The sequence below is a fragment of the Stenotrophomonas sp. PvP093 genome, assembly GCF_017876915.1.
GTDB classification, from domain to species: Bacteria; Pseudomonadota; Gammaproteobacteria; order Xanthomonadales; family Xanthomonadaceae; genus Stenotrophomonas; species Stenotrophomonas muris.
In genome coordinates this window covers 2,566,523-2,590,193 of sequence record NZ_JAGIOX010000004.1, presented here as the reverse complement: position 1 = coordinate 2,590,193, position 23,671 = coordinate 2,566,523, and the positions used below count along the sequence as shown (strand labels likewise).

15 protein-coding genes are annotated in these 23,671 nt (G+C 66.4%); 9 read left to right on the top strand and 6 right to left on the bottom strand.

From position 1 onward, the window contains the following. Positions 1 to 208 precede the first annotated feature (208 nt). The 5 genes from J3A72_RS14450 to J3A72_RS14430 all read left to right on the top strand — a co-directional run bounded on the left by J3A72_RS14450 (position 209) and on the right by J3A72_RS14430 (position 8,520). Positions 209 to 1,594 carry an NAD-dependent succinate-semialdehyde dehydrogenase gene (locus J3A72_RS14450; protein ID WP_075077053.1) on the top strand — a complete coding sequence of 462 codons (1,386 nt, stop codon included), beginning with the start codon at positions 209 to 211 and terminating at the stop codon, positions 1,592 to 1,594. A 62-nt stretch (positions 1,595 to 1,656) separates the two neighbouring features. Further along, positions 1,657 to 3,297, top strand: a complete 1,641-nt coding sequence (locus J3A72_RS14445; RefSeq protein WP_014647004.1) for an acetolactate synthase large subunit — start codon at positions 1,657 to 1,659, stop codon at positions 3,295 to 3,297. Between the two features lie 187 nt (positions 3,298 to 3,484). After that, positions 3,485 to 4,996 carry a lysine--tRNA ligase gene (gene lysS, locus J3A72_RS14440; protein ID WP_049440102.1) on the top strand — a complete coding sequence of 504 codons (1,512 nt, stop codon included), beginning with the start codon at positions 3,485 to 3,487 and terminating at the stop codon, positions 4,994 to 4,996. 204 nt (positions 4,997 to 5,200) lie between these two features. Further along, positions 5,201 to 6,346, top strand: a complete 1,146-nt coding sequence (locus J3A72_RS14435; protein WP_032959453.1) for a two-component system response regulator — start codon at positions 5,201 to 5,203, stop codon at positions 6,344 to 6,346. Beyond that, positions 6,343 to 8,520: a response regulator gene (locus tag J3A72_RS14430; RefSeq protein WP_075077052.1), complete on the top strand. Its 2,178-nt coding sequence runs from the start codon at positions 6,343 to 6,345 to the stop codon at positions 8,518 to 8,520. Before J3A72_RS14435 ends, J3A72_RS14430 begins: the two co-directional genes overlap by 4 nt. Positions 8,521 to 8,590: 70 nt before the next feature. Here the strand turns inward: J3A72_RS14430 and J3A72_RS14425 are convergent, their stop codons facing one another. The 5 genes from J3A72_RS14425 to betI form a co-directional block, all read right to left on the bottom strand. After that, positions 8,591 to 9,463: a crotonase/enoyl-CoA hydratase family protein gene (locus J3A72_RS14425; protein WP_014647007.1), complete on the bottom strand. Its 873-nt coding sequence runs from the start codon at positions 9,461 to 9,463 to the stop codon at positions 8,591 to 8,593. Between the two features lie 161 nt (positions 9,464 to 9,624). Further along, entirely contained in the window at positions 9,625 to 11,301 is a 1,677-nt protein-coding gene (locus J3A72_RS14420) for a long-chain fatty acid--CoA ligase (RefSeq protein WP_014647008.1), read from the bottom strand. A 220-nt stretch (positions 11,302 to 11,521) separates the two neighbouring features. Further along, positions 11,522 to 13,204 (bottom strand): choline dehydrogenase, encoded by a 1,683-nt coding sequence (betA, locus tag J3A72_RS14415; RefSeq protein WP_046430400.1) that lies wholly within the window; start codon positions 13,202 to 13,204, stop codon positions 11,522 to 11,524. A gap of 101 nt (positions 13,205 to 13,305) precedes the next feature. After that, on the bottom strand, positions 13,306 to 14,778 hold the full coding sequence (betB, locus tag J3A72_RS14410) for a betaine-aldehyde dehydrogenase (protein WP_014647010.1): 1,473 nt from the start codon (positions 14,776 to 14,778) through the stop codon (positions 13,306 to 13,308). 38 nt (positions 14,779 to 14,816) lie between these two features. Beyond that, on the bottom strand, positions 14,817 to 15,407 hold the full coding sequence (betI, locus tag J3A72_RS14405) for a transcriptional regulator BetI (RefSeq protein WP_014647011.1): 591 nt from the start codon (positions 15,405 to 15,407) through the stop codon (positions 14,817 to 14,819). A gap of 168 nt (positions 15,408 to 15,575) precedes the next feature. Here betI and J3A72_RS14400 point away from each other — a divergent pair, with 168 nt between their 5' ends. Beyond that, positions 15,576 to 17,126, top strand: coding sequence for a BCCT family transporter (locus tag J3A72_RS14400; protein ID WP_014647012.1), 1,551 nt, complete (start codon positions 15,576 to 15,578; stop codon positions 17,124 to 17,126). Positions 17,127 to 17,254: 128 nt separating this feature from the next. Here J3A72_RS14400 and acnA read toward each other — a convergent pair whose 3' ends face one another. Then, positions 17,255 to 20,008 carry an aconitate hydratase AcnA gene (gene acnA, locus J3A72_RS14395; protein ID WP_069118468.1) on the bottom strand — a complete coding sequence of 918 codons (2,754 nt, stop codon included), beginning with the start codon at positions 20,006 to 20,008 and terminating at the stop codon, positions 17,255 to 17,257. A gap of 302 nt (positions 20,009 to 20,310) precedes the next feature. Here acnA and J3A72_RS14390 point away from each other — a divergent pair, with 302 nt between their 5' ends. From J3A72_RS14390 to acnB, 3 genes are read left to right on the top strand one after another with little or no spacing between them, the layout of a single operon-like run. Beyond that, complete coding sequence (locus tag J3A72_RS14390; protein ID WP_005409505.1) at positions 20,311 to 20,535, top strand: AbrB/MazE/SpoVT family DNA-binding domain-containing protein; 225 nt, start codon at positions 20,311 to 20,313, stop codon at positions 20,533 to 20,535. Between the two features lie 6 nt (positions 20,536 to 20,541). Next, on the top strand, positions 20,542 to 20,940 hold the full coding sequence (locus J3A72_RS14385; RefSeq protein ID WP_005416402.1) for a type II toxin-antitoxin system VapC family toxin: 399 nt from the start codon (positions 20,542 to 20,544) through the stop codon (positions 20,938 to 20,940). 43 nt (positions 20,941 to 20,983) lie between these two features. Continuing rightward, on the top strand, positions 20,984 to 23,575 hold the full coding sequence (gene acnB, locus J3A72_RS14380; RefSeq protein WP_014647014.1) for a bifunctional aconitate hydratase 2/2-methylisocitrate dehydratase: 2,592 nt from the start codon (positions 20,984 to 20,986) through the stop codon (positions 23,573 to 23,575). Positions 23,576 to 23,671: the final 96 nt, after the last annotated feature.

Genomic DNA, 23,671 nt, shown 5'->3' with positions numbered 1-23,671 from the left:
CATCCCACGGATTGCCCGCTGTTGCTGCTGCTTCGGCTGTTGCAGTTGCCTCTGCGGGTGCAGGGCGCAGCCCTGCCAAGAGCCCCCATTCAGACAGGTAAGTGCAGGTCACAGGATAAGCAGACGCCTTGTTGCCTCCGCCAATCGGGTCCACATTCCTGTGCAGGAGACGGGCCGCCGCCCGTCGTCGAGACACCAGGAGACCTGCATGTCCGCTGCCCCCAGCACCGCCATTTCCCGCGATCCGGCCACCGGCCAGCAGATCGCCAGCCATCCCTTCGCCACGGATGCCGAGCTGGAAGCGATCCTCGATCGCGGTCAGGCCGGTTTCGCCGCCTGGAGCGCCCGCAGCCTGGAACAGCGAGCGCAGGTGTTGCGTGCGATGGCGGGCGTACTGCGCCGTGACCGCGAGACGCTGGCTGCGCTGGCTACCGCCGAGATGGGCAAGGTGCAGGCCGAAGCACTGGCCGAGATCGAGAAGTGTGCCGTGCTGTGCGACTGGTACGCCGACCACGGTGCGCAGTTCCTGCGCGACGAGCCGACCCAGGTGCCCGACGACAAGGCTTACGTGTCCTACCTGCCGCTGGGCGTGGTGCTGGGCATCATGCCGTGGAATTTCCCGTACTGGCAGGTGATGCGCGCGGCGGTACCGATCCTGATGGGCGGCAACGGCTTCCTGCTGAAGCCGGCCGAGAACATCGTCGGCACCGCGCAGCTGCTCGATGCCGCCTGGCGTGATGCCGGGCTGCCGGAAGGCACCTTCATCGCCGCCAACATCAGCCGCGAGGGTACCAGCCGTGCGATCGCCGATGACCGCATCGCCGCCGTCACCCTGACCGGCAGCGTGGCCGCAGGCCGCAGCATCGCTGCCCAGGCCGGGCAGGCGCTGAAGAAGGTGGTGCTGGAACTGGGCGGCTCGGATCCGTTCATCGTGCTGGCCGACGCTGACCTGGATGCGGCCGTCGATGCGGCGGTGACCTCGCGCTTCCAGAACACCGGGCAGGTCTGCATTGCCGGCAAGCGCATCATCGTTGAAGACGCGGTGTACGACCGCTTCGTGGCGCAGTTCTGCCAGAAGGTGCAGGCGCTGACCATTGGTGATGGCCGTGAAGCGGGCAATCGCATTGGTCCGATGGCACGCCAGGACCTGCTGGAACAGTTGGACGCGCAGGTGCGCGCCTCGGTGGACGCAGGCGCGAAGCTGCTCGTCGGCGGCCATCAGCTCGATCGCCAGGGCGCGTTCTACGCGCCCACCGTACTGGCGGACGTGGAGCCGGGCATGCAGGCCTTTGACACGGAAACGTTCGGGCCGGTGGCCTCGATCAGCCGCGCCCGCGATGCCGACCACGCGGTGGAACTGGCCAACCAGAGCGAGTTCGGCCTCAGCGGCAACCTGTGGACCGGTGACCGCGCGCGGGCCATGCAGCTGGCGCGCCGGCTGCAGACCGGCGGTGTGTTCGTCAACGGCTTCTCCGCATCCGACCCTCGCGTGCCGATCGGCGGTGTGAAGAAGAGCGGCTTCGGCCGCGAGCTCTCGCACTTCGGCATCCGTGAATTCGTCAACGCGCAGACAGTGTGGTTCGACAAGCATTGACGCGCGGCTCTCATCCTTCCTGCAACGATCCACCATCAGTCCAGCACAAAGGACGGCATCCGATGTCCAAGGGTTCAGATCTGCTCGTCGCCGCACTTGAGAACGAAGGCGTCGAGCGCATTTTCGGCATTCCCGGCGAAGAAAACCTCGACGTGGTCGAGTCGCTCCGCCATTCCAGCATCGAACTGGTCATCACCCGCCACGAACAGGCGGCGGTGTTCATGGCGGCCACTTACGGCCGCCTGACCGGCAAGCCGGGCGTATGCCTGGCCACGCTCGGCCCGGGCGCGCTCAACTTCACCACCGGCGCCGCCTATGCGCTGCTGGGTGCGTGGCCGGTGATCATGATCACTGGCCAGAAGGGCATCGTCGCCAGCAAGCAGGCGCGCTTCCAGATCGTCGACATCGTCGGCACGATGAAGCCGCTGACCAAACAGGCGCGGCAGATCGTCTCGGCACGCACCATTCCGACCATCGTCCGCGAGGCGTTCCGTGTCGCCCAGGAAGAGCGCCCGGGCCCGGTGTTGCTGGAGCTGCCCGAAGACATTGCTGCCGATGAGGTCGAGGGCGTGGCGCTGATTCCGCCGCACGCGGTGGACCGTCCCATTGCCAGCCCGGAGGCGCTGGATCGGGCAGCAGAGCTCATCCGCAATGCAAAGCGGCCGCTGCTGATGATCGCTTCGGCGGCCTCGCGGCCGCAGTCCAGCGACGCGCTGTCCGCGTTCGTGCTGCGCGCCGGCATCCCGTTCTTCACCACGCAGATGGGCAAGGGCGCGGTGGCCGGTGGTTCAGGCCTGTACATGGGCACCGCGGCGCTGACCGAGCGCGATTACGTGCACATGGCGATCGACCAGGCCGACGTGATCGTGACCATCGGCCACGAGGTCACCGAGAAGCCGCCATTCGTGATGCGCCCGGGTGGGCCGACGGTGATCCATATCGGGTACTCGCAGGCGGCGGTGGAACAGGTGTATTTCCCGCAGGTGGAGGTGATCGGCGATATCGGTCGTTCGCTGACCCAGCTGGCCGACCGCATCGAGGGCGCGGTGCCGAATGCCGCTGCGCTGCTGCCGCTGCGCGCGACCATCCTCGAGCACCTGGCCGACCGGGCCGAAGAGGCCGGGTTCACCCCGCAGCGGCTGGTGCACGACGTGCGCCAGGTGATGCCGCCGGATGGCATCGTGGCGCTGGACAACGGCATGTACAAGATCTGGTTCGCGCGCAACTACCGCACCCAGGTGGCCAACACGCTGCTGCTGGACAACGCGCTGGCGACGATGGGCGCGGGCCTGCCGTCGGCGATCATGGCCTCGATCCTGTATCCGCAGCGGCGGGTGCTGGCGGTGTGCGGCGACGGCGGCTTCATGATGAACAGCCAGGAGCTGGAGACCGCCCGCCGGCTGGGCCTGAACCTGGTGGTGCTGATCCTCAACGACGGTGCCTACGGCATGATCCGCTGGAAGCAGGCCGTGGACGGATTCACCGACTACGGCATGACCTTCAGCAACCCCGATTTCGTGAAGTACGCCGAGGCCTATGGCTGCAAGGGCCACGAGGTGACGGCCATCGAGCAGTTCATCCCGACCCTGGAAGCGGCCTTCAACGAGGGCGGGGTGCACCTGGTGTCGGTGCCGGTGGACTATTCGGAGAACCAGCGGGTGCTGGTGGATGAGTTGCGCCAGGCGTTCCCCGGCAACAGGTAGCGGCGGAGCAGGGCCGGCCGATCCGCCCGGTAGGTGTCGACCTTGGTCGACACGCACGGCGCCAACCAAGGTTGGCGGCTACCGGGGCGGGCCCGGCCCAGGGCTGGGGCTGGGCGGTTTTGGTATGCTGGGCAACCGGCTGTGCCGGGCGCTGCATCCCCCCTCACTACACGATTCCCGCAGATCCATGAGCGAAGCTACCGATACCCCCCCCGTCGACGAAAACAAGTTGATCGCCGAGCGCCGTGAGAAACTCAAAGCGCTGCGTGGGCAGGGCATCGCGTACCCGAACGACTTCCGTCGCGAGGACTTCGCCGGCCGCCTGCAGGAAGAATTCGCAGATGCCGAAACCTGGACCGCCGAGGCCCTGGAAGGCAACGGCCGCCAGGTGAAGATGGCGGGCCGCCTGATGGCCAAGCGCATCATGGGCAAGGCCAGCTTCGCGCAGATCCAGGACGAGTCCGGCCGCATCCAGCTGTTCCTGCAGGGCGCGGTGCTGGGCGATGCCTATACCGCCTTCAAGGGCTGGGACGTGGGCGACATCATCGCCGTCGAAGGCGGCCTGACCCGTACCAAGACCGGCGAGCTGTCGGTCAAGGCCGAATCGATCCGCCTGCTGACCAAGTCGCTGCGCCCGCTGCCGGACAAGTGGCATGGCCTGGCCGACGTCGAGCAGCGTTACCGCCAGCGTTACGTCGACCTGATCGTGACCCCGGAGTCGCGCGCGGTGTTCATCAAGCGCTCGAAGATCATCCGCGCCATGCGCGCGTGGCTGGACAACCGCGACTTCCTGGAAGTCGAGACGCCGATGATGCATTACATCCCCGGCGGCGCGGCGGCCAAGCCGTTCACCACCCACCACAATGCGCTGGACCTGGACCTGTACCTGCGCGTGGCGCCGGAGCTGTACCTCAAGCGCCTGACCGTGGGTGGCCTTGAGCGCGTGTACGAGATCAACCGCAACTTCCGCAATGAAGGCGTCAGCACCCGCCACAACCCGGAATTCACCATGATGGAGCTGTACGAGGCCTATGCCACGTACAACGAGATCATGGACCTGACCGAAGGCGTGATCCGTGACGTGGCCAAGGCCGTCAACGGCGGCACCGAGGTCGAATGGGACGGCGCGAAGATCGACCTGGGCCCGGCATTCCGCCGCTGGCGCATGGACGAGGCAGTCCGCCACCACAACCCGGAAATCTCCGTCGCCGATTGCACCGACCGCGATGCGCTGCTGCGTCATTGCGAGCGCCTGAAGATCCGCGTCAAGCCGTCCTACGGCTGGGGCAAGCTGCTGCTGGAGATCTTCGAGGCCACCGTTGAGCACACCCTGATCCAGCCGACCTTCATCACCGACCATCCGGTGGAGGTCTCGCCGCTGGCGCGTGCCAACGACAATGACCCGGGCTACACCGACCGCTTCGAGCTGTTCGTCAACGGCAAGGAGCTGGCCAACGGCTTCTCCGAGCTGAACGATCCGGAAGACCAGGCCCAGCGCTTCCAGGCCCAGGTGGCGGCGAAGGAAGGTGGCGATGACGAGGCCATGCACTACGACGCCGACTACATCCGTGCGCTGGAGTACGGCATGGCACCGACCGGCGGCCTCGGCATCGGCGTGGATCGCCTGGTGATGCTGCTGACCGGCAGCAGCTCGATCCGCGATGTACTGCTGTTCCCGTACATGCGTCCGGAGCAGTAAGTCGCCTTTTTGACTCCCGATTGTGCGCGCCGTCCCGAAACGAGACGGCGCGATTGACGCGTCCCGCACTCGGCGTATCGTAATTGCACTACCTTGACGCCTGTTATGGCTTGATCGGCGCCAGGGGAGGGCACGGTGTGGGGAGTCCGCTTCACATTGTGATGACGATCATGAATCGGAACGCATGACACGGGAGTCAGGCCGATGCAGGGTGCGAGCGTTCGCAGTGGCAGAGTATCCTCGCCTGCTGATGATCCAGCGTGGTCGAGAAACCAGGCAGAGTACGCGTTGAACATCGTCATCGTTGACGACCAGACTTCGGCCCGGACGATGCTGCGTCACGTCATCGAAGACATCGCGCCGGAACTGAGCGTGTATGACTTCGGAGACCCGCTGACCGCATTGGCCTGGTGCGAAGCCCATCCGGTCGACCTGCTGCTGCTCGATTACCGCATGCCGGAGATGGATGGGCTGGAATTCGCCCGTCGTTTCCGTCGCCTGCCCAAGCACCGCGACATTCCGGTGATCCTGATCACCGTGGTCGGTGACGAGCCGATCCGGCAGGCGGCACTGGAAGCAGGCGTCATCGACTTCCTGGTCAAGCCGATCCGCCCGCGCGAGCTGCGTGCGCGCTGCTACAACCTGCTGCAGCTGCGCCAGCAGACCGAGAACGTGAAGCAGCGGGCGCTGTCGCTGGAGCAGCGCCTGCTGGCCAGCATGCATGAGGTCGAAGAGCGCGAGCGCGAGACGCTGTCGCGGCTGGCACGCGCGATCGAGTTCCGTGATGCCGGCACCAGCGCCTACCTGGAGCGCATGGCGCGCGTGGCCGGACTGATCGCCGAACAGCTCGGGCTGCCCGAAGAGGAGGTGCGCCTGATCGAAATGGCTGCGCCGCTGCATGACATGGGCAAGATCGCCATTCCCGATGCGGTGCTGCTCAAGCAGGGCAAGCTCAACGAGGAAGAGCTGGCGATCATGCGCCGGCACCCGCGGATTGGCCATGAACTGCTGAGCGGCAGCCAGAATCGCTTCATCCAGGTTGGCGCGTTGATCGCACTGCGTCATCATGAGCGCTACGACGGCAGTGGCTATCCCGATGGGCTGGTCGGCGACGCGATTCCGCTGGAAGCGCGCATCGTGGCCGTCGCCGATGTCTTCGACGCCCTGATTTCGCCCCGTCCGTACAAGGAAGCATGGACCATGGAAGCCACCCTGGCTTATCTCTACGCCCAGCGTGGCCGCCTGTTCGATCCCCGATGCGTGGACGCGCTGCTGCGCGGCCGCGAACAGCTCGACCAGATCTGCGCCGAGCATTCGATGGCGTCCGCGCGCCCGGGGCTGGGCGCGTGAAACGCCTGTTGTCGCAGCTGCGGCTGCGCCTGTCCCAGCGCCAGGACAGCGAGCACGGCCAGCAGATCGTCCGCATCGTGCTGATCAGCCTGATCCTGGCCTACGTACTGTTGCCGGCACCGCGCCACGATCTGCCGCACACCCAGTACGTCGGTGTGCTGGCGATCGTGCTGACCGGCCTGAGCCTGTCACTGTTGCTGTTCGGCTGGCTGCTGTCGCGGCCGGCGCGTTCCGATCCCCGCCGCGTGCTGGGCATGCTGGCTGACTACGGCCTCATTGCTGCCGGCATGGTGCAGATGGGTGAGCCGCTGGCCTGGGTCTACATCGTGGTGATGTGGGTGACGGTCGGCAATGGCATGCGCTTTGGCAACCACTATCTGTACGTGGCGGTGGCCATGGCGATGGTGAGCTTCGGTTGCACCGTGATGCTGACGCCTTACTGGCAACAGAATTTCCGCCTGGCCATCGGCCTCTGGCTGGGCCTGGCAGCGGTGCCGCTGTACTTCTCGACATTGCTGCGGCAGTTGACCGAAGCAATGGCCGAGGCGCGCCGCGCCAGCGAGGCCAAGAGCCGGTTCCTGGCCAACATGAGCCATGAGTTCCGCACGCCGTTGAACGGTCTCAACGGCATGACCGAAGTGCTGGCCACCACGCGCCTGGATGACGAGCAGCGCGAGTGCCTCAACACCATCCAGGCGTCGTCGCGCAGCCTGCTGGCACTGGTGGAGGAAGTGCTGGACATCTCGGCCATCGAGGCCGGCAAGCTGCGCGTGGTGGCCGAGGACTTCGCCGTGGCCGACGTGATCCAGGCGATCGGTCTGATCCTGTTGCCACAGGCCAAGGCCAAACGGCTGGATTACCGGGTGAAGGTGGCCGATGGTGTGCCGCCACGCGTGCGCGGCGATGTCGGGCACCTGCGGCAGATCCTGCTGAACCTGGCCGGCAACGCGGTCAAGTTCACCGACCATGGCCGGGTCGAGATACGTGTCGGCGTGGTGCAGGCCGATGCCAGCGGGGCGGTGCGGTTGCGCTTCGACATCCTCGACACCGGCATCGGCGTGCCACCTGCCATGCGTGCACGGCTGTTCGACGCGTTCGAGCAGGCCGATGTCAGCATGGCGCGCCGCCACGAGGGGACGGGGCTGGGCACGACCATCGCCAAGGGCCTGGTCGAGGCGATGGACGGTGACATCGGCTATCTGGAAAACCCGCCGCGCGGCAGCCACTTCTGGGTCGAGCTGCCGTTCGCGCCGCCGCAGCCGCAGGTGCCGGGCGCGGTGCCGAGCCTGAGCGGCGACGAAGACGCGGGCCCGGGCGGCAACGTGATCGCTTTTGCCGATCCGTTCCTGCGCCATCGCGCCCGCGTGCGCAGCATGCAGATCCTGGTGGCCGACGATCACGAGGCCAACCGCATGGTCCTGCAGCGCCTGCTGCAGAAGGCCGGCCATCGCGTGCTGTGCGTGGACGGCGGTGAGGCGGTGCTGGATGCGCTGGCCGACAGCGAGTTCGACGCGGTCATCGTCGATCTGCACATGCCGGGCATGAGCGGGCTGGACATGCTCAAGGAACTGCGGGTGATGCAGGCCGGCGGCGGTCCGCGCACGCCGGTACTGGTACTCAGTGCGGATGTAACGCCCGAGGCGATCCAGCGCTGTACCCAGGCCGGCGCACATGCCTTCCTGGCCAAGCCCGTCGTTGCGGTGCGCCTGCTCGATACGCTGGCCGAGATCGCCAGCAATGCCCAGCTGAAGACCATGGCCGCACCGGTGGTGCGACCGGCGGCGCCGCTGCAGGATGGCGTGCTCGACAGCAGCGTGCTGGACGAACTGGCTTCGCTGGGCATGGGCGAGGGCTTCGAACGTGAGTTCATCCGCCAGTGCCTGGAGGACGTGGCGAGCTGCATGGGCAAGGCCGAGCAGGCCGGCGAGGCCACGCAGTGGGATGTGTTCCGCGAACAATCCCACGCGATCAAGGGCGTGGCCAGCAACCTCGGCCTGATGCGCGCGTCCAACCGTGCCGGCGAGCTGATGCGGATGGCCGACTGGCAGCTCAAGACCGAATGGCGTCAGCGCCTGGGCATCCTGCAGGAGGCGATCAAGGAAGGCCGGCGCGCGCTGGACGCGCGGGCCGAACGCCGCATGCGCGGCGCCGCCGATGATGGTGAAGCGCGCTGAGGCGTGGCGTGAACCCAAAAAAAGCCCGGTGGCCAGCCGGGCTTGAACCCATCCTGGGGGAGGGGAGGAATCAGGCCGCGTCGAGACTGGCGCGACGGGTCTGGGCCTTGATCAGGCGATCCATGGTGCGCAGCGAGCGGTCGCCGAGTGCGAGGGCGGAATCGACCCATACCTTGGTGATCTCCAGCAGTTCGTCGTAGCTGACCGGCTGGGCGATGGCGCGTGCGGCATTCATCGCCAGATAGGACTGCGGCGTGCGCTGCTGCTGGCGGATCAGTTCCTCGACCGCCGCCCGGCCTTCGCCCTTCTTCACCAGCACGTCGACCACGCCCATGGCATGCATCTCCTCGGCACTGTAGACCCGGCCGTCGAGGATGATCTTCTCGGCCAGATGGGGGGACACGCGCCGGCACAGGAAGGAGTACGCACCCATGCCCGGGAACAGGCCGAACAGCACCTCCGGCAGGCCCAGTCCGCTGCCTTCCTCGGCGACGATGGTGTGGCAGGCCAGGGCCATTTCCAGGCCGCCGCCGAGCGCGTCACCCTGGATCAGCGCGATCGAACGGACGTCGCCGCCGAACCCGGTGTGCAGGTGGTGCACGCCCTCCACGCAGCGCTGGGCGTAGTTCAGCAGGAGGTCGCGGTTGCCTTCGCGGATCAGGCGGGTGAACAGGTCCAGGTCGCCGCCCAGGTTGTAGGCGACGGCATCGGAGGCCAGCACGAAATGCCGCAATGTCCCGTTGTGGCGTTCGGCAGGGCTGCGGGTGATGGCCGCCATGTAGCTCCACATTTCGTCGAGCATGTCCTTGCGGCAGCAGGGACGGATCCCGGTGGCGGCATCGGCGTGCATGAACAGCCAGTGGGCAGCGCCGTCGGCGCTGTCTTCGGTACGGATGGTGGCGAACGGTGAGCCGCTTGAAGGCAGCTTTTCGATGGTACTCATGGAAGGGTCCTCGGCATGCGGCCCGCAGTGTCAGGTGGGTGGCCGGCGGGCCGAACGGTCCACACACGCGGCGATGCTACACCGCCTCAGCGGCGTCGCATGCGAAAGGGCCCGGGACGTTTCCGCCCCGGGCCCTGCACTGTCCAGATTGCCGCAAACCCTTACTGGGCGGGCGTATCGCGGAGTTCGCGACGGAGGATCTTGCCGACGTTGGTCTTCGGCAGCTCCTTTCGGAATTCAACGATTTTGGGGTGCTTGTAGCCCGTCAGGTTGGCTCGGGCATGCTCCTTGACCATTTCGGCGGTCAGGTTCGGGTCCTTCTTCACGATGACCACCTTCACCACCTCGCCGGACTTGTCGTCCGGGACGCCGACCGCGGCCACTTCCAGCACGCCCGGCATCATCGCGATCACGTCCTCGACTTCGTTCGGGTACACGTTGAAGCCGGACACCAGGATCATGTCCTTCTTGCGGTCGACGATGTAGAAGAAGCCGTGTTCGTCCATCTTGGCCATGTCGCCGGTATGCAGCCAGCCGTCCGCGTCGATGGCCTTGGCCGTTTCCTCCGGGCGCTGCCAGTAGCCCTTCATCACCTGCGGGCCCTTGATGCAGAGCTCGCCGACCTCGCCCAGCGGCAGGATGGCACTGTTGTCATCTTTGATGCAGGCATCGGTGGAGGGGATCGGCAGGCCGATCGAGCCGTTGTACTCGGTCAGGGTAAGCGGGTTGATGCAGGCTGCCGGCGAGGTCTCGGTCAGGCCATAGGCCTCGACCAGGGTCACGCCGGTGACCTTCTTCCAGCGCTCGGCCACGGCGCGCTGCACGGCCATGCCGCCGCCCAGGGTGACCTTCAGCGAGGAGAAGTCGACCGTGTCGAAACCGGGGGTGTTGAGCAGGCCGTTGAACAGCGTGTTGACGCCGGTGATGGCGGTGAAACGCACCGACTTGAGCTCCTTGACGAAGCCCTTCATGTCGCGCGGGTTGGTGATCAGGTGATTGCAGCCACCGAACTTCATGAAGACCAGCCCGTTCGCGGTCAGTGCGAAGATGTGGTACAGCGGCAGGGCGGTGATGATCCACTCCTTGCCCATCTCGATGCCGGACGCACTGATCCAGGCCGAGGCCTGCTGCATGTTGGCGATCAGGTTGCGGTTGGTCAGCATCGCGCCCTTGGCCACGCCGGTGGTGCCGCCGGTGTACTGCAGGAACGCGATGTCGTCGTGGTCGATCTCGACCTTGGGCAGGCTGTGGCGGCTGCCGAGCTTGAGCGCCTGGCGGAAGCGCACCGCGCCCTTGAGATGGTAGTTGGGCACCATCTTCTTGATGTACTTCAGCACGAAGTTGACGATCACGCCCTTGGCGCCGAGCAGGTCGCCCAGGCCGGTGGTGACCACATGCTTGACCGGCGTATCGGCGATGACCTGCTCGACGGTGTCGCCGAAGTTGTCGACCACCACCAGCGCGGTCACGCCGGCATCGACCAGCTGGTGCTTGAGCTCGCGGGCGGTGTACAGCGGGTTGACGTTGACCACGGTCAGGCCGGCGCGCAGCACGCCGAAGGTGGCCACCGGGTACTGCAGGCAGTTGGGCATCATCAGGGCGACGCGGTCACCCTTCTTGAGCTTGAGCTCACCGAGCAGGTAGGCCGCGAACTGTTCGACCAGCGCGTCGGTCTCGCCGTAGGTGAGGACCTTGCCGAAGCTGGAGTAGGCGGGACGGTCGCGGAATTTCGCGACGGAAGCGTCGAAGACCGAAGCTACCGAATGGAACTCGTTGACGTCGATCTCGGCGGGAACGCCTTTCGGATAGCTCTGCAGCCAGGGACGATCCAGACTCATATTCCCCCTCCAGGAATCGTGATGTATTAGGTCCGGCCCTGAGCGTATCGACAACGGCCGGTCATTGCAGCATACCCCGCCGTAGGGAAAACGCGAAGAGGCCCCGAAGAGCCCCTTGCTGGGTAGTGCTGGCCGCTGGCCGGCATCTGCGCTGGACGGACCATACGATGGATGCCGGCCAGCGGCCGGCACTACCGTGGCCCCAAGCGGGCCGGCTGCGTCAACCCTGCTTGCGAACGGGTGCGCCGTTGGCCTTGTAGTACGGCGCGGTGCTACGGGCGAGCGGGGTGCGGCCGCGGATCACGTCGGCCAGCTTCTCGGCCATCATGATGGTCGGCGCGTTGAGGTTGCCGGTCACCACCTGCGGCATGATCGAGGCATCGACGATGCGCAGGCCTTCCAGCCCGTGTACGCGGCCCTGGCCATCGACCACCGCCATCGGATCGTCGGCATGGCCCATCTTGTTCGAGCACGACGGGTGATAGGCAGTCTCGGCGTGCTCGCGCACGAACGCATCGATCTGCGCGTCGGTCTGCAGCGCGCTTCCCGGCGAGATCTCGCGGCCGCTGTACGGGGCCAGCGCCGGCTGCGCGAAGATCTCGCGGGTGATGCGGATCGCCGCACGGAACTCGCGCCAGTCCTGGTCGTGCGACATGTAGTTGAACAGGATGCTCGGATGTTCGCGCGGGTCCTTCGAGCGCACGTGGATGCGGCCGCGGCTGGGTGAGCGCATCGAACCGACGTGCATCTGGAAGCTGTGCGCCTTGATCGGGTTGGAGCCGTTGTAATTGATCGCCACCGGCAGGAAGTGGTACTGCAGGTTCGGCCAGTCGAATTCGGCGTCGCTGCGGATGAAGCCACCGGCCTCGAACTGGTTGCTGGCGCCGATGCCGGTGCCCAGGAACAGCCACTCGGCACCGATCGCCGGCTGGTTGTACAGCTTCAGTGCCGGCGCCAGCGACACCGGCTTCTTGCACTCGTACTGCAGGTACATCTCAAGGTGGTCCTGCAGGTTGGCGCCGACGCCCGGCAGGTGGTGCACCAGGTCGATGTCCAGGCTGCGCAGCAGGTCGGCCGGGCCGACGCCCGAGCGCTGCAGGATCTGCGGCGAGGCGATGGCGCCGCCGCACAGCAGCACTTCGCGGCGGGCGGTGGCGCGCTGCGGCCGGTCGCTGTGCAGCCACTGCACGCCCACGGCGCGCTTGCCCGAGAACAGGATGCGGTCGGTCAGCGCGTGGGTGACGATGGTCAGGTTCGGGCGCGGCTTGGCCAGGTCCAGGTAGCCGCGGGCGGTGCTGGAACGACGGCCCTTCGGGGTCACCGTGCGGTCCATCGGGCCGAAACCTTCCTGCTGGTAGCCGTTGAGGTCGTCGGTGCGCGGGTAGCCGGCCTGCACGCCGGCTTCGACCATCGCAGCGAACAGCTCGTTGTTGCCGGCCTTCGGCGTGGTAACGCGCAGCGGGCCGTCGCCACCGTGGTAGTCATTGGGGCCGATATCACGGGTTTCGGCCTTGCGGAAGTAGGGCAGGCAGTCCAGGTAGGTCCAGTCTTCCAGGCCCGGCATGCTGGCCCAGTTGTCATAGTCCATCGCGTTGCCGCGGATGTAGCACATGCCGTTGATCAGCGACGAGCCGCCCAGGCCCTTGCCGCGGCCGCAGTCCATGCGGCGGTTGTTCATGAAGGGCTCCGGATCGGTCTTGTACGCCCAGTTGTAGCGCTTGCCCTGCAGTGGGAAGGCCAGTGCCGCCGGCATCTGGGTACGGAAGTCGAGCCGGTAGTCCGGGCCACCGGCTTCCAGCAGCAGCACGCTGACATCGGCATCTTCGGTGAGGCGGGTAGCCAGCACGTTGCCGGCCGAACCGGCGCCGATGATGATGTAGTCGTACTCGTTGTGGGTGCTCATGGGTGTCTCCTGCAGGCCGGGGCGCGCTGCATGCAGGCGTCCCGGCGGGATGTCGGATCGGCGCGGTGGCCGGACGATGGGGCGTGCTGGCGGCGCGCCGGTCAGAACACGCTGGCGTAGTCGCCCAGCTCGACCTGCACCGACTTGATGCGGGTGTAGTGGCCGAGGGTCGAGATGCCGTTCTCGCGGCCGACGCCGGATTCCTTGTAGCCACCGACGGGCATTTCGGCCGGCGATTCGCCCCAGGTGTTGATCCAGCAGATGCCGGCTTCCAGGCGGTGGATGATGCGGTGGGCGCGGCTGACGTCCTTGCTGACCACGCCGGCGGCGAGGCCGAAGGTGGTGTCGTTGGCACGACGCACCACTTCGTCTTCGTCGTCGTAGGCGAGGATGCTCATCACCGGCCCGAAGATCTCTTCCCGGACAATCGTCATGTCATCGCGGCAGTCGGAGAACACGGTCGGCAGCACGTACGCGCCATTGGCCAGCGCGCCTTCGGTGGCACGGCCGCCGCCGGTCAGCAGGCGGGCGCCTTCGGCCTTGCCGCTTTCGATGTAGCGCAGCACGTTTTCCATGTGCGGGAAGCTGGTCAGCGGGCCGAAGTTGGTCTCGGCGGCCATCGGGTCGCCGATGCGGATGCGCTTGACGCGCTCGACAACGGCGGCCTCGAACGCGGCCAGCATGCTGCGCGGCACGAACACGCGGGTGCCGTTGGTGCAGACCTGGCCGGAGCTGAAGAAGTTGGCCATCACCGCGATGTCGGCGGCGCGGTCCAGATCGGCGTCATCGCAGATCACCAGCGGCGACTTGCCGCCCAGCTCCATGGTCACTTCCTTCAGCGACGAGGACGCCGCGCTGGCCATGACCTTCTTGCCGGTGGCGACGCCGCCGGTGAAGGAAATCTTCTCGATCACCGGGTGCTCGGTCAGCCACTGCCCGATCTCGCGGCCCGGGCCCTGCACGACGTTGAACACGCCGGCCGGCACGCCGGCTTCGGTGTAGATCTCGGCCAGCCGGATCGCGGTCAGCGGGGTCACTTCGGACGGCTTGAACACCATCGCATTGCCGGCGGCGAGGGCCGGGGCCGACTTCCACATGGCGATCTGGATCGGGTAGTTCCAGGCGCCGATGCCGGCCACCACGCCCAGCGGTTCGCGGCGGGTGTAGAAGAAGCTCGATTCGCGCAGCGGCAGCTGGATGCCTTCGATGGCGGTGGCCAGGCCAGCGTAGTACTCGACCACGTCGGCGCCGGTGACGATGTCCACGGTGGTGGTCTCGGCCAGCGCCTTGCCGGTGTCCAGGGTTTCCAGGTGGGCCAGTTCGTCGTTGCGCTCGCGCAGGAGCTCGACGGCGCGGCGCAGGATGCGCGAGCGCTCCATGGCCGTCATCGCGGCCCACACCTTCTGGCCTTCGGCCGCGCTCTGCACGGCGCGCTCGACGTCGGCCTGGCTGGCAACCTGCACTTCGGCGATCACCTCACCGGTGGCCGGGTTGACGGTCTTGAAGGTCTTGCCGCTGGTGGCATCGACGCGCTGGCCGTGGATGTAGAGCTGTTGGACGGGCAGGGTGGTCATGGGGCGTACTCCTTGGAAGGGGGCGGGTGCTGAAGCGCTTATAGCGCGGCAGCCTGCAACTGGAAGTCGATGTAGCCGTAGGCGATGCGCCGCGACTTGTCGGCGTTGAACTGGCCGCCGACCAGGCTGCCACGCAGCCACAGGCCGTCGATCATCGCGGCCAGGCCACGGGCGGCCAGGCGGGCCTGCGGGTGGGGCAGCAGGCGGTTGAACTGGTGGCACAGGTTGGAGAACAGGCGCTGGTCGTTGGCGCGCTGCAGCCGGGCCAGTTCCGGCTGGTGCATGCTGGCGGCCCAGAACGTGAGCCAGACGCGCATTGCGGTACCGTTGATCTGGCTGTCGTCGAAGTTGCCATCGACGATGGCACGCAACTGCTCGCGGGGGTCATCGCTGGCCTCGGCGCGGTAGCGGGCGACGGCGTCCTTCAGTTCGCGCAGGATCTGCCGCATTGCAGCATTGAGCAGGCCGTCCTTGTCGCCAAAGTAGTGGGCGACGATGCCGCTGGACAGCCCTGCCTTCTTCGCGATGGTGGCGACGGTCGCGTCGGCCATGCCGATCTCGTCGATGGTCTGGAAAGTGGCCCGGATCAGCTGTTCGCGCCGTACCGGTTCCACGCCTTTCTTCGGCATTGTCTCTCCACGGATTGCGACCCGAAGGATCGGCTGCCCGCCATTATGCTTTTTATTGATTGAACGTTCAATCAATAAACCCTAGGATGCGCTCGCGCCCCACGCCATGGGCCCGGTTTACCGGTCCGGCCCCGCCCATGTGCTCCCCCGGACTGATGAGACGATCCCATGTCTTCCCTGGCTCATCCCAAGCGTTCGCCCCTGCGCTTGAACCGTTTTGTCTTTCTCAGCTCCTCGGTGTCGATCGGCATCCTCGGGCTGCTCACCGTTCTCTATCCCGAAGGCAGCGAGCACTGGCTGCAATGGGCGCAGGCCGAGGTGTCGGCCGCGTTCGGCTGGTGGTACATGCTGCTGATCGTGCTGTGCCTGGGCTTCGTGCTGTGGCTGGCGTTCTCGCCGTATGGCCGCATCCGCCTGGGCCACAACGAGGAGTCACCGGCGTTTGGCTACGTTGCCTGGGTCTCGATGCTGTTCTCGGCCGGCATCGGCATCGCGCTGCTGTACTACGGTGCCTACGAGCCGCTGGACCATTTCCTGCATCCGCCCGGGCAACCCGGCGGGACCGTGGCCGCCGGCCGCGAAGCGATGGTGCTGACCTTCCTGCACTGGGGCCTGCACGGCTGGGCGCTGTACGCGCTGGTCGGCGTGGCGCTGGGCTACTTCGCGTACCGCCGCGACCTGCCGCTGGCGCTGCGCTCGGCGCTGTACCCGATCTTCGGTGAGCGCATCCACGGCCGCATCGGCGACATGGTCGATGGTTTCGGCATCCTGGCCACGCTGATCTCGATGGTGACCAACCTCGGCATCGGCGCGCTGGTGGTGCAGTCCGGCCTGGTCTACCTGTTCCACATCCCGGATACGCCGCAGGTGCTGGTGGCCATCGTGCTGGTGATGATGGTGGTGGCCACCATCGGCGTGGTCGCCGGTGTGGAAAAGGGCATTGCCTGGCTGTCCAACCTCAATGTGCGCCTGCTGTGTGGCCTGCTGCTGTTCGTGCTGGTCACCGGCCCGACCCTGCACCTGTTCGACGGCCTGATCCAGAACACCGGCGATTACCTTGGCGCGTTCGTGCGCAAGAGCTTCGACATGTACCTCAACGACCCGAAGGGCCGTGAGTGGATGGGCTCGTGGACGCTGTTCTACTGGGCCTGGTGGATCGCCTGGGCGCCGTTCGTCGGCCTTTTCGTGGCGCGCATCTCGCGCGGCCGCACCATCCGCGAAGTGATCATGGGCGTGCTGCTGATCCCGCTCGGCTTCACCCTGGCCTGGCTGTCGATCTTCGGCAACACCGCCATCGACCTGGTGCTCAACCACGGCCAGGCGATCCTGGGTGAGGTGGCCCAGCACGATGCGGCGATGACGCTGTTCAAGCTGCTGGAATACCTGCCCGGCGCGCCGTACGTGGCCGGTGCCGCAGTGGTGATCGGCTTCGTGCTGTTCCTGACCCCGGTCGACTCGGGCACGCTGATGATCGCCAACCTGTGCACCCGTCGCGTTGACGATGGTGTGGAAGACGGCCATGACGCGCCGATCTGGCTGCGCGTGTTCTGGGCGGCCGGCATCACCGTGGCCAGCGTCGGCCTGCTGCTGGCGGGCAATTTCAGTGCGATGCAGACGGCGGTGGTGCTGTGTGGCCTGCCGTTCTCGTTCACCCTGGCGTTCTACATGTGGGGCCTGCTGAAGGCGCTGCGCACCGACCCGGACGCACCCCGCCGCTGAGCGCCTCTGTAGAGCCGAGCCCATGCTCGGCTGCTGTTGGCGCAGAAGCAGCCGAGCGCAGGCTCGGCTCTACAGGGGGGCATCGCAGACGGAAAGGGCCGGACCCGCAAGGATCCGGCCCTTTTCCGTTACTTGGCTGCCAGCTGGCGCAGCACGTACTGCAGCAGGCCGCCATGACGGAAGTACTCGACTTCCTTCGGGGTCAGCAGCATCACCGAGACCTCGAAGGTCTTCTTCGTGCCATCGGCCTTGGTCGCGGTGACCGTGGCGCGCTTGCTGGCACCGTCCTGCAGGCCGGTGATGTCGATCACTTCCGAGCCGTCCAGGCCCAGGCTCTGCGCGTTCTCGCCGTTGCGGAACTGCAGCGGCAGCACGCCCATGCCGACCAGGTTGGAGCGGTGGATGCGCTCGAAGCTTTCGGCGATGACCGCCTTCACCCCCAGCAGCAGGGTGCCCTTGGCCGCCCAGTCGCGCGACGAACCGGTGCCGTATTCCTTGCCGGCCAGCACCACCAGCGGCACCTTGTCGGCCTTGTACTTCATGGCCGCATCGTAGATCGCCAGCTTCTCCGGCTGGCCACCGCCGGCGGGGTAGTACAGGGTGTTGCCGCCTTCCTCGCCACCGAACATCAGGTTCTTGATGCGGATGTTGGCGAAGGTGCCGCGGACCATCACGTCATCGTTGCCGCGGCGGCTGCCGTAGCTGTTGAAGTCGGCCGGCTGCACGCCGCGTTCCTGCAGGAAGCGGCCCGCCGGCGAGTCCTTCTTGATGTTGCCGGCCGGGGAAATGTGGTCGGTGGTGATCGAATCGCCGAACAGGCCCATCACGCGTGCGCCGTGCACGTCGTCGATGCTGCCGGTCTGCATGGTCATGCCATCGAAGTACGGCGGGTTCTTGATGTAGGTGGAGGCATCGCTCCACGCGTACAGGTTGCCGTCCGGCGAGGCGATGGTGTTCCAGCGGGTGTCGCCCTTGAACACGTCGGCGTAGTTCTGCTTGAACATCTCCGGGCCGATGGTGGCGGCGATGACATCGCCGATTTCCTTGTTGCTCGGCCAGATGTCGCGCAGGAACACCGGCTGGCCATCGCTGCCGGTGCCCAGCGGCTGGGTGGTCAGGTCGATGTCGGTGGTGCCGGCGATGGCATAGGCCACCACCAGCGGCGGGCTGGCCAGGTAGTTCATCTTCACTTCGGGGTGCACGCGACCCTCGAAGTTGCGGTTGCCCGACAGCACCGAGGTGACCACCAGGTCGCCGGTGGCGATGCCGGCGCTGACTTCGGTCGGCAGCGGGCCGGAGTTGCCGATGCAGGTGGTGCAGCCGTAGCCGACCACGTAGAAGCCGATCTTCTCCAGCTCCTTCAGCACGCCGGCCTTTTCCAGGTAGTCCGTGACCACGCGCGAGCCCGGCCCGAGCGAGGTCTTCACCCACGGCTGGCGGTTCAGGCCCTTGGCGGCCGCATTGCGGGCCAGCAGGCCGGCACCGATCATCACCGCCGGGTTGGAGGTGTTGGTGCAGGAGGTGATGGCGGCGATGACCACCGCGCCATCCTTCAGCCGCACCTTGCGGCCTTCGATCTCGATGTCGGCGAAGCCCTTGGCCAGCTGCTCGTTGCCGACCGCCGCGCCGCCGCCTTCATTGACGAACGAGGAAACATCATCACTGCGCTTGTCGCGGTTGCTGGTCATGCCAACCAGTGCTTCGCGGTAGTTCTTCTGCACGTCCTCCAGCAGCACGCGGTCCTGCGGACGCTTCGGGCCGGCTAGCGACGGCTTCACCGTGCCCATGTCCAGTTCCAGCGTGGTGCTGTACTGGGCATGCGGGCTGCCCGGTTCGTGCCACAGGCCCTGTGCCTTGGCATAGGCTTCGACCAGGTCGATCTGCTCTTCGCTGCGGCCGGACAGGCGCAGGTAGTTCAGCGATTCGGCGTCGATCGGGAAGATGCCGCAGGTGGCGCCGTACTCCGGGGCCATGTTGCCGATGGTGGCACGGTCGGCCAGCGGCAGGTGCTGCAGGCCGTCACCGTAGAACTCGACGAACTTGCCGACGACGCCCAGCTTGCGCAGCATCTGGGTGACGGTCAGCACCAGGTCCGTAGCGGTGGCACCCTCGGGCAGCTTGCCGGTCAGCTTGAAGCCGACCACCTGCGGAATCAGCATCGACGACGGTTGGCCGAGCATGGCGGCCTCGGCTTCGATGCCGCCCACGCCCCAGCCAAGCACGCCGATGCCGTTGATCATGGTGGTGTGGCTGTCGGTACCGAACACGGTATCGGGGTAGGCGACCGCCTTGCCGTCCTTGTCGGCGGTCATCACTACGCGGGCCAGGTTCTCCAGGTTCACCTGGTGGACGATGCCGGTGTTCGGCGGCACCACCTTGAAGTTGTCGAAGGCCTTCTGGCCCCAGCGCAGGAAGCCGTAGCGTTCCTGGTTGCGCTGGAACTCGATCTTGCCGTTGAGGTCGAGCGCGTCCGGCTTGCCGAACACATCGACCTGCACCGAGTGGTCGATGACCAGTTCGGAGGGGATCTGCGGGTTGATCTGCTCCGGCGAGCCGCCCAGCTTGACGACCGCGTCGCGCATCGCGGCCAGGTCGACCACGCAGGGCACGCCGGTGAAGTCCTGCAGGACCACGCGCGCCGGCATGAAGGCGATCTCGGTGTCCGGCTCGGCCGCCGGGTTCCAGCGGGCCACGGCTTCGATGTGGTCCTTGCCGACGGTGATACCGCCGTCCTCGTGCCGGAGCAGGTTCTCCAGCAGGATCTTCATCGAGTAGGGCAGGTGGGAGATATCGAAGCGCTGGCCCAGCGTGGGCAGGCTGAAGTAGTCGTAGGTCTTGCCGCCGACGTTCAGCTGGCTGCGGGTGGAGAACGAATCGCTCATGCGGGGTAACTCCTTCTTGCGGATGGCTTGCAGTGGCCCGCGCATGGGCGGGCCTGCTTGCGGTCGCCGCGGGCCTGACGGCCCCGGTCGTCCCAGTATGAACCTCAGACTGAATGGATTCATCCGGGCCGGGTTCCGGCCTGCGGCAGCGGTTCCAGACTACAGGGGAAGGTGTATGGCGTATGTCACGTTTGTGGCCGATCCTTTGCGAGGCAAGGGCTGGCGGGGCGCCGGTCCTGTTCAGGGTGGAAGTATGCCCGGGGAAGTATGTATAATTTGTGCATACTCTGGAGGGCCTACCGATGGAAGCCACTGTTGCAGAACGCGGACAGATCACCCTGCCCAAGGCGGTGCGTGATGCCCTCGGCCTGACCAAGGGCACGCTGCTGAAGGTCGAGCTGGACGGCAGCCGCATCATCCTGCGCAAGAGTGTTGACGATGCGATTTCACGGGCGCGCGGCAAGTTTGCGCTGGACGGCTTCGAATCGTCCGACGCAGCGGTACGCGCGGTGCGTGACGAGGAATAAGCCGTGATGATCGCCGTCGATTCACCGGTGCTGGTCGAGCTGCTCAGCAATGGTCCGCAGGCCGATGCCGTGGAAGCCATCCTCCGGCAGAGCCTGGTCGGTGGCCGCGTGGTGGTCTGTGGCGCGACCCTGGCCGAGGTCTGCGCATCGCTGCGCGGCGGCGCCGAGGTGCTCGAAGCGCTGGAAGAAATGGGCGTGCACTTCAACCCGATGGAAGCCAAGTCGGCGCTGCGCGCCGGCGAGATGCACCGCCGTCATCGCCAGCGCGGCGGCAGCCGCCGCAGCCTGGACGAATTCATGGTCGGCGCCCACGCACTGCTGCAGTGTGACGGCCTGATCACCTGGAACGACACGTTTTACCGCGACTACTTCAAGGGCCTGAAGCTGATCGTGCCGCACGCCTGAGCCCACTTTGTTATTTCAACCTACGCATTACCCGGGAGTTGTCATGTTGGAAGCCTACCGCCACCACGTCGCCGAGCGCGCTGCGCTTGGCATCCCGCCGCTGCCGCTGAGCGCGCAGCAGACGGCCGATGTCATCGAACTGCTGAAGAACCCGCCGCAGGGCGAGGCCGAGTTCCTGCTCGACCTGCTGACCCATCGCGTGCCGGCCGGTGTCGATGACGCGGCCAAGGTCAAGGCCTCTTACCTGGCGGCGATCGCCCTGGGCAGCGAGCAGAACCCGCTGATCAGCCGCGAGCGCGCCACCGAACTGCTGGGCACCATGCTCGGCGGTTACAACGTCGCCCCGCTGGTGCAGCTGCTGGACGACGCCAGCGTCGGCACCATCGCCGCCAACGGCCTGAAGAAGACCCTGCTGGTGTTCGATGCGTTCCATGACGTGCAGGAAAAGGCCAAGGCCGGCAACGCCAACGCCCAGGCCGTGCTGCAGAGCTGGGCCGATGCCGAGTGGTTCACCAGCAATCCGGAAGTGCCGCAGAGCCTGACCGTCACCGTGTTCAAGGTGCCGGGCGAGACCAACACCGACGACCTGTCGCCGGCACCGGACGCGACCACCCGCCCGGACATTCCGATGCACGCCCTGGCGATGCTGAAGAACAAGCGCGACGACGCGCCGTTCACCCCGGAAGAAGACGGCAAGCGCGGCCCGATCCAGCAGATCCTCGACCTGAAGGACAAGGGCCATCTGGTCGCCTACGTCGGCGATGTGGTCGGCACCGGTTCCTCGCGCAAGTCGGCCACCAACAGCGTGCTGTGGTGGACCGGCGACGACATTCCGTTCATCCCGAACAAGCGCGCCGGCGGCGTCTGCCTGGGTTCGAAGATCGCCCCGATCTTCTACAACACCATGGAAGATGCCGGCGCGCTGCCGATCGAGCTGGACGTGTCGAAGATGGAACACGGCGATGTGGTCGAGCTGCGTCCGTATGAAGGCAAGGCGCTGAAGAACGGTGAAGTGATCGCCGAGTTCCAGGTCAAGTCCGACGTGCTGTTCGACGAAGTGCGTGCCGGTGGCCGCATTCCGCTGATCATCGGCCGTGGCCTGACCGGCAAGGCGCGCGAAGCGCTGGGCCTGGCCCCGACCGATCTGTTCCGCCTGCCGGTGCAGCCGGTCGACACCGGCAAGGGCTTCTCGCTGGCGCAGAAGATGGTCGGCCGCGCCTGTGGCCTGCCGGAAGGCCAGGGCATGCGCCCGGGCACCTACTGCGAACCGAAGATGACCTCGGTGGGTTCGCAGGACACCACCGGCCCGATGACCCGTGACGAGCTGAAGGACCTGGCGTGCCTGGGCTTCTCGGCCGACCTGGTGATGCAGTCGTTCTGCCATACCGCCGCGTACCCGAAGCCGGTGGACGTGAAGACCCACCACACCCTGCCGGAGTTCATCTCCACCCGTGGCGGCGTTTCGCTGCGCCCGGGCGACGGCGTGATCCACAGCTGGCTCAACCGCATGCTGCTGCCGGACACCGTCGGCACCGGTGGTGACTCGCACACCCGTTTCCCGGTGGGTATTTCGTTCCCGGCCGGTTCGGGCCTGGTCGCCTTCGCCGCGGCCACCGGCGTGATGCCGCTGGACATGCCGGAGTCGGTGCTGGTGCGCTTCAAGGGCAAGATGCAGCCGGGCGTGACCCTGCGTGACCTGGTCAACGCGATCCCGCTGTACGCGATCAAGTCGGGCCTGCTGACCGTGGCCAAGGCTGGCAAGAAGAACATCTTCTCCGGTCGCATCCTGGAAATCGAAGGCCTGCCGGAGCTGAAGGTCGAACAGGCGTTCGAACTGTCCGATGCCTCGGCCGAGCGTTCGGCGGCCGGTTGCTCGGTGCGCCTGAACAAGGAACCGATCATCGAGTACCTGACCAGCAACATCACGCTGCTGAAGTGGATGATTGCCGAGGGTTACCAGGACCCGCGTTCGCTGCAGCGTCGCATCGAGAAGATGGAAGCGTGGCTGGCCAACCCGCAGCTGCTGGAGCCGGATGCCGACGCCGAATACGCCGCCGTCATCGAGATAGACCTGGCCGACATCCACGAGCCGATCGTGGCCTGCCCGAACGACCCGGACGACGTGAAGACCCTGTCCGAAGTGGCCGGCGCCAAGATCGACGAAGTGTTCATCGGTTCGTGCATGACCAACATCGGTCACTTCCGCGCCGCTGCGAAGCTGCTGGAAGGCAAGCGTGACCTGCCGACCCGCCTGTGGGTGGCCCCGCCGACCAAGATGGATGCTTCGGAGCTGACCAAGGAAGGCGTGTACGGCACCTTCGGCGCTACCGGCGCGCGCATGGAAATGCCGGGCTGCTCGCTGTGCATGGGCAACCAGGCGCAGATCCGCGAAGGCTCCACCGCGATGTCGACCTCGACCCGCAACTTCCCGAACCGCTTGGGCCGCAACACCAACGTGTACCTGGGTTCGGCGGAACTGGCGGCGATCTGCTCGCGCCTGGGCCGCATCCCGACCAAGGAGGAGTACATGGCGGACATCGGCGTGATCAACGCCAATGGCGCGGAGATCTACCGCTACATGAACTTCGACCAGATCGAGGAATACCAGGACGTGGCCAAGACGGTCGCTGCCTGATGCGGTAACTGAAAACCCCCGGCTCGCGCCGGGGGTTTTTTTGTGAGCGGACGACGCATGGTAGTGCCGGCCGCTGGCCGACAACCCGTTGAAACG

What these genes read in the sequence shown, in the direction of transcription:
- J3A72_RS14450 (WP_075077053.1), top strand. Translation starts at nt 209, where the DNA reads ATGTCCGCTGCCCCCAGCACCGCCATTTCCCGCGATCCGGCCACCGGC.
- J3A72_RS14445 (WP_014647004.1), top strand. Translation starts at nt 1,657, where the DNA reads ATGTCCAAGGGTTCAGATCTGCTCGTCGCCGCACTTGAGAACGAAGGC.
- lysS (WP_049440102.1), top strand. Translation starts at nt 3,485, where the DNA reads ATGAGCGAAGCTACCGATACCCCCCCCGTCGACGAAAACAAGTTGATC.
- J3A72_RS14435 (WP_032959453.1), top strand. Translation starts at nt 5,201, where the DNA reads ATGCAGGGTGCGAGCGTTCGCAGTGGCAGAGTATCCTCGCCTGCTGAT.
- J3A72_RS14425 (WP_014647007.1), bottom strand. Translation starts at nt 9,463, where the DNA reads ATGAGTACCATCGAAAAGCTGCCTTCAAGCGGCTCACCGTTCGCCACC.
- J3A72_RS14420 (WP_014647008.1), bottom strand. Translation starts at nt 11,301, where the DNA reads ATGAGTCTGGATCGTCCCTGGCTGCAGAGCTATCCGAAAGGCGTTCCC.
- betA (WP_046430400.1), bottom strand. Translation starts at nt 13,204, where the DNA reads ATGAGCACCCACAACGAGTACGACTACATCATCATCGGCGCCGGTTCG.
- betB (WP_014647010.1), bottom strand. Translation starts at nt 14,778, where the DNA reads ATGACCACCCTGCCCGTCCAACAGCTCTACATCCACGGCCAGCGCGTC.
- betI (WP_014647011.1), bottom strand. Translation starts at nt 15,407, where the DNA reads ATGCCGAAGAAAGGCGTGGAACCGGTACGGCGCGAACAGCTGATCCGG.
- J3A72_RS14400 (WP_014647012.1), top strand. Translation starts at nt 15,576, where the DNA reads ATGTCTTCCCTGGCTCATCCCAAGCGTTCGCCCCTGCGCTTGAACCGT.
- acnA (WP_069118468.1), bottom strand. Translation starts at nt 20,008, where the DNA reads ATGAGCGATTCGTTCTCCACCCGCAGCCAGCTGAACGTCGGCGGCAAG.
- J3A72_RS14390 (WP_005409505.1), top strand. Translation starts at nt 20,311, where the DNA reads ATGGAAGCCACTGTTGCAGAACGCGGACAGATCACCCTGCCCAAGGCG.
- J3A72_RS14385 (WP_005416402.1), top strand. Translation starts at nt 20,542, where the DNA reads ATGATCGCCGTCGATTCACCGGTGCTGGTCGAGCTGCTCAGCAATGGT.
- acnB (WP_014647014.1), top strand. Translation starts at nt 20,984, where the DNA reads ATGTTGGAAGCCTACCGCCACCACGTCGCCGAGCGCGCTGCGCTTGGC.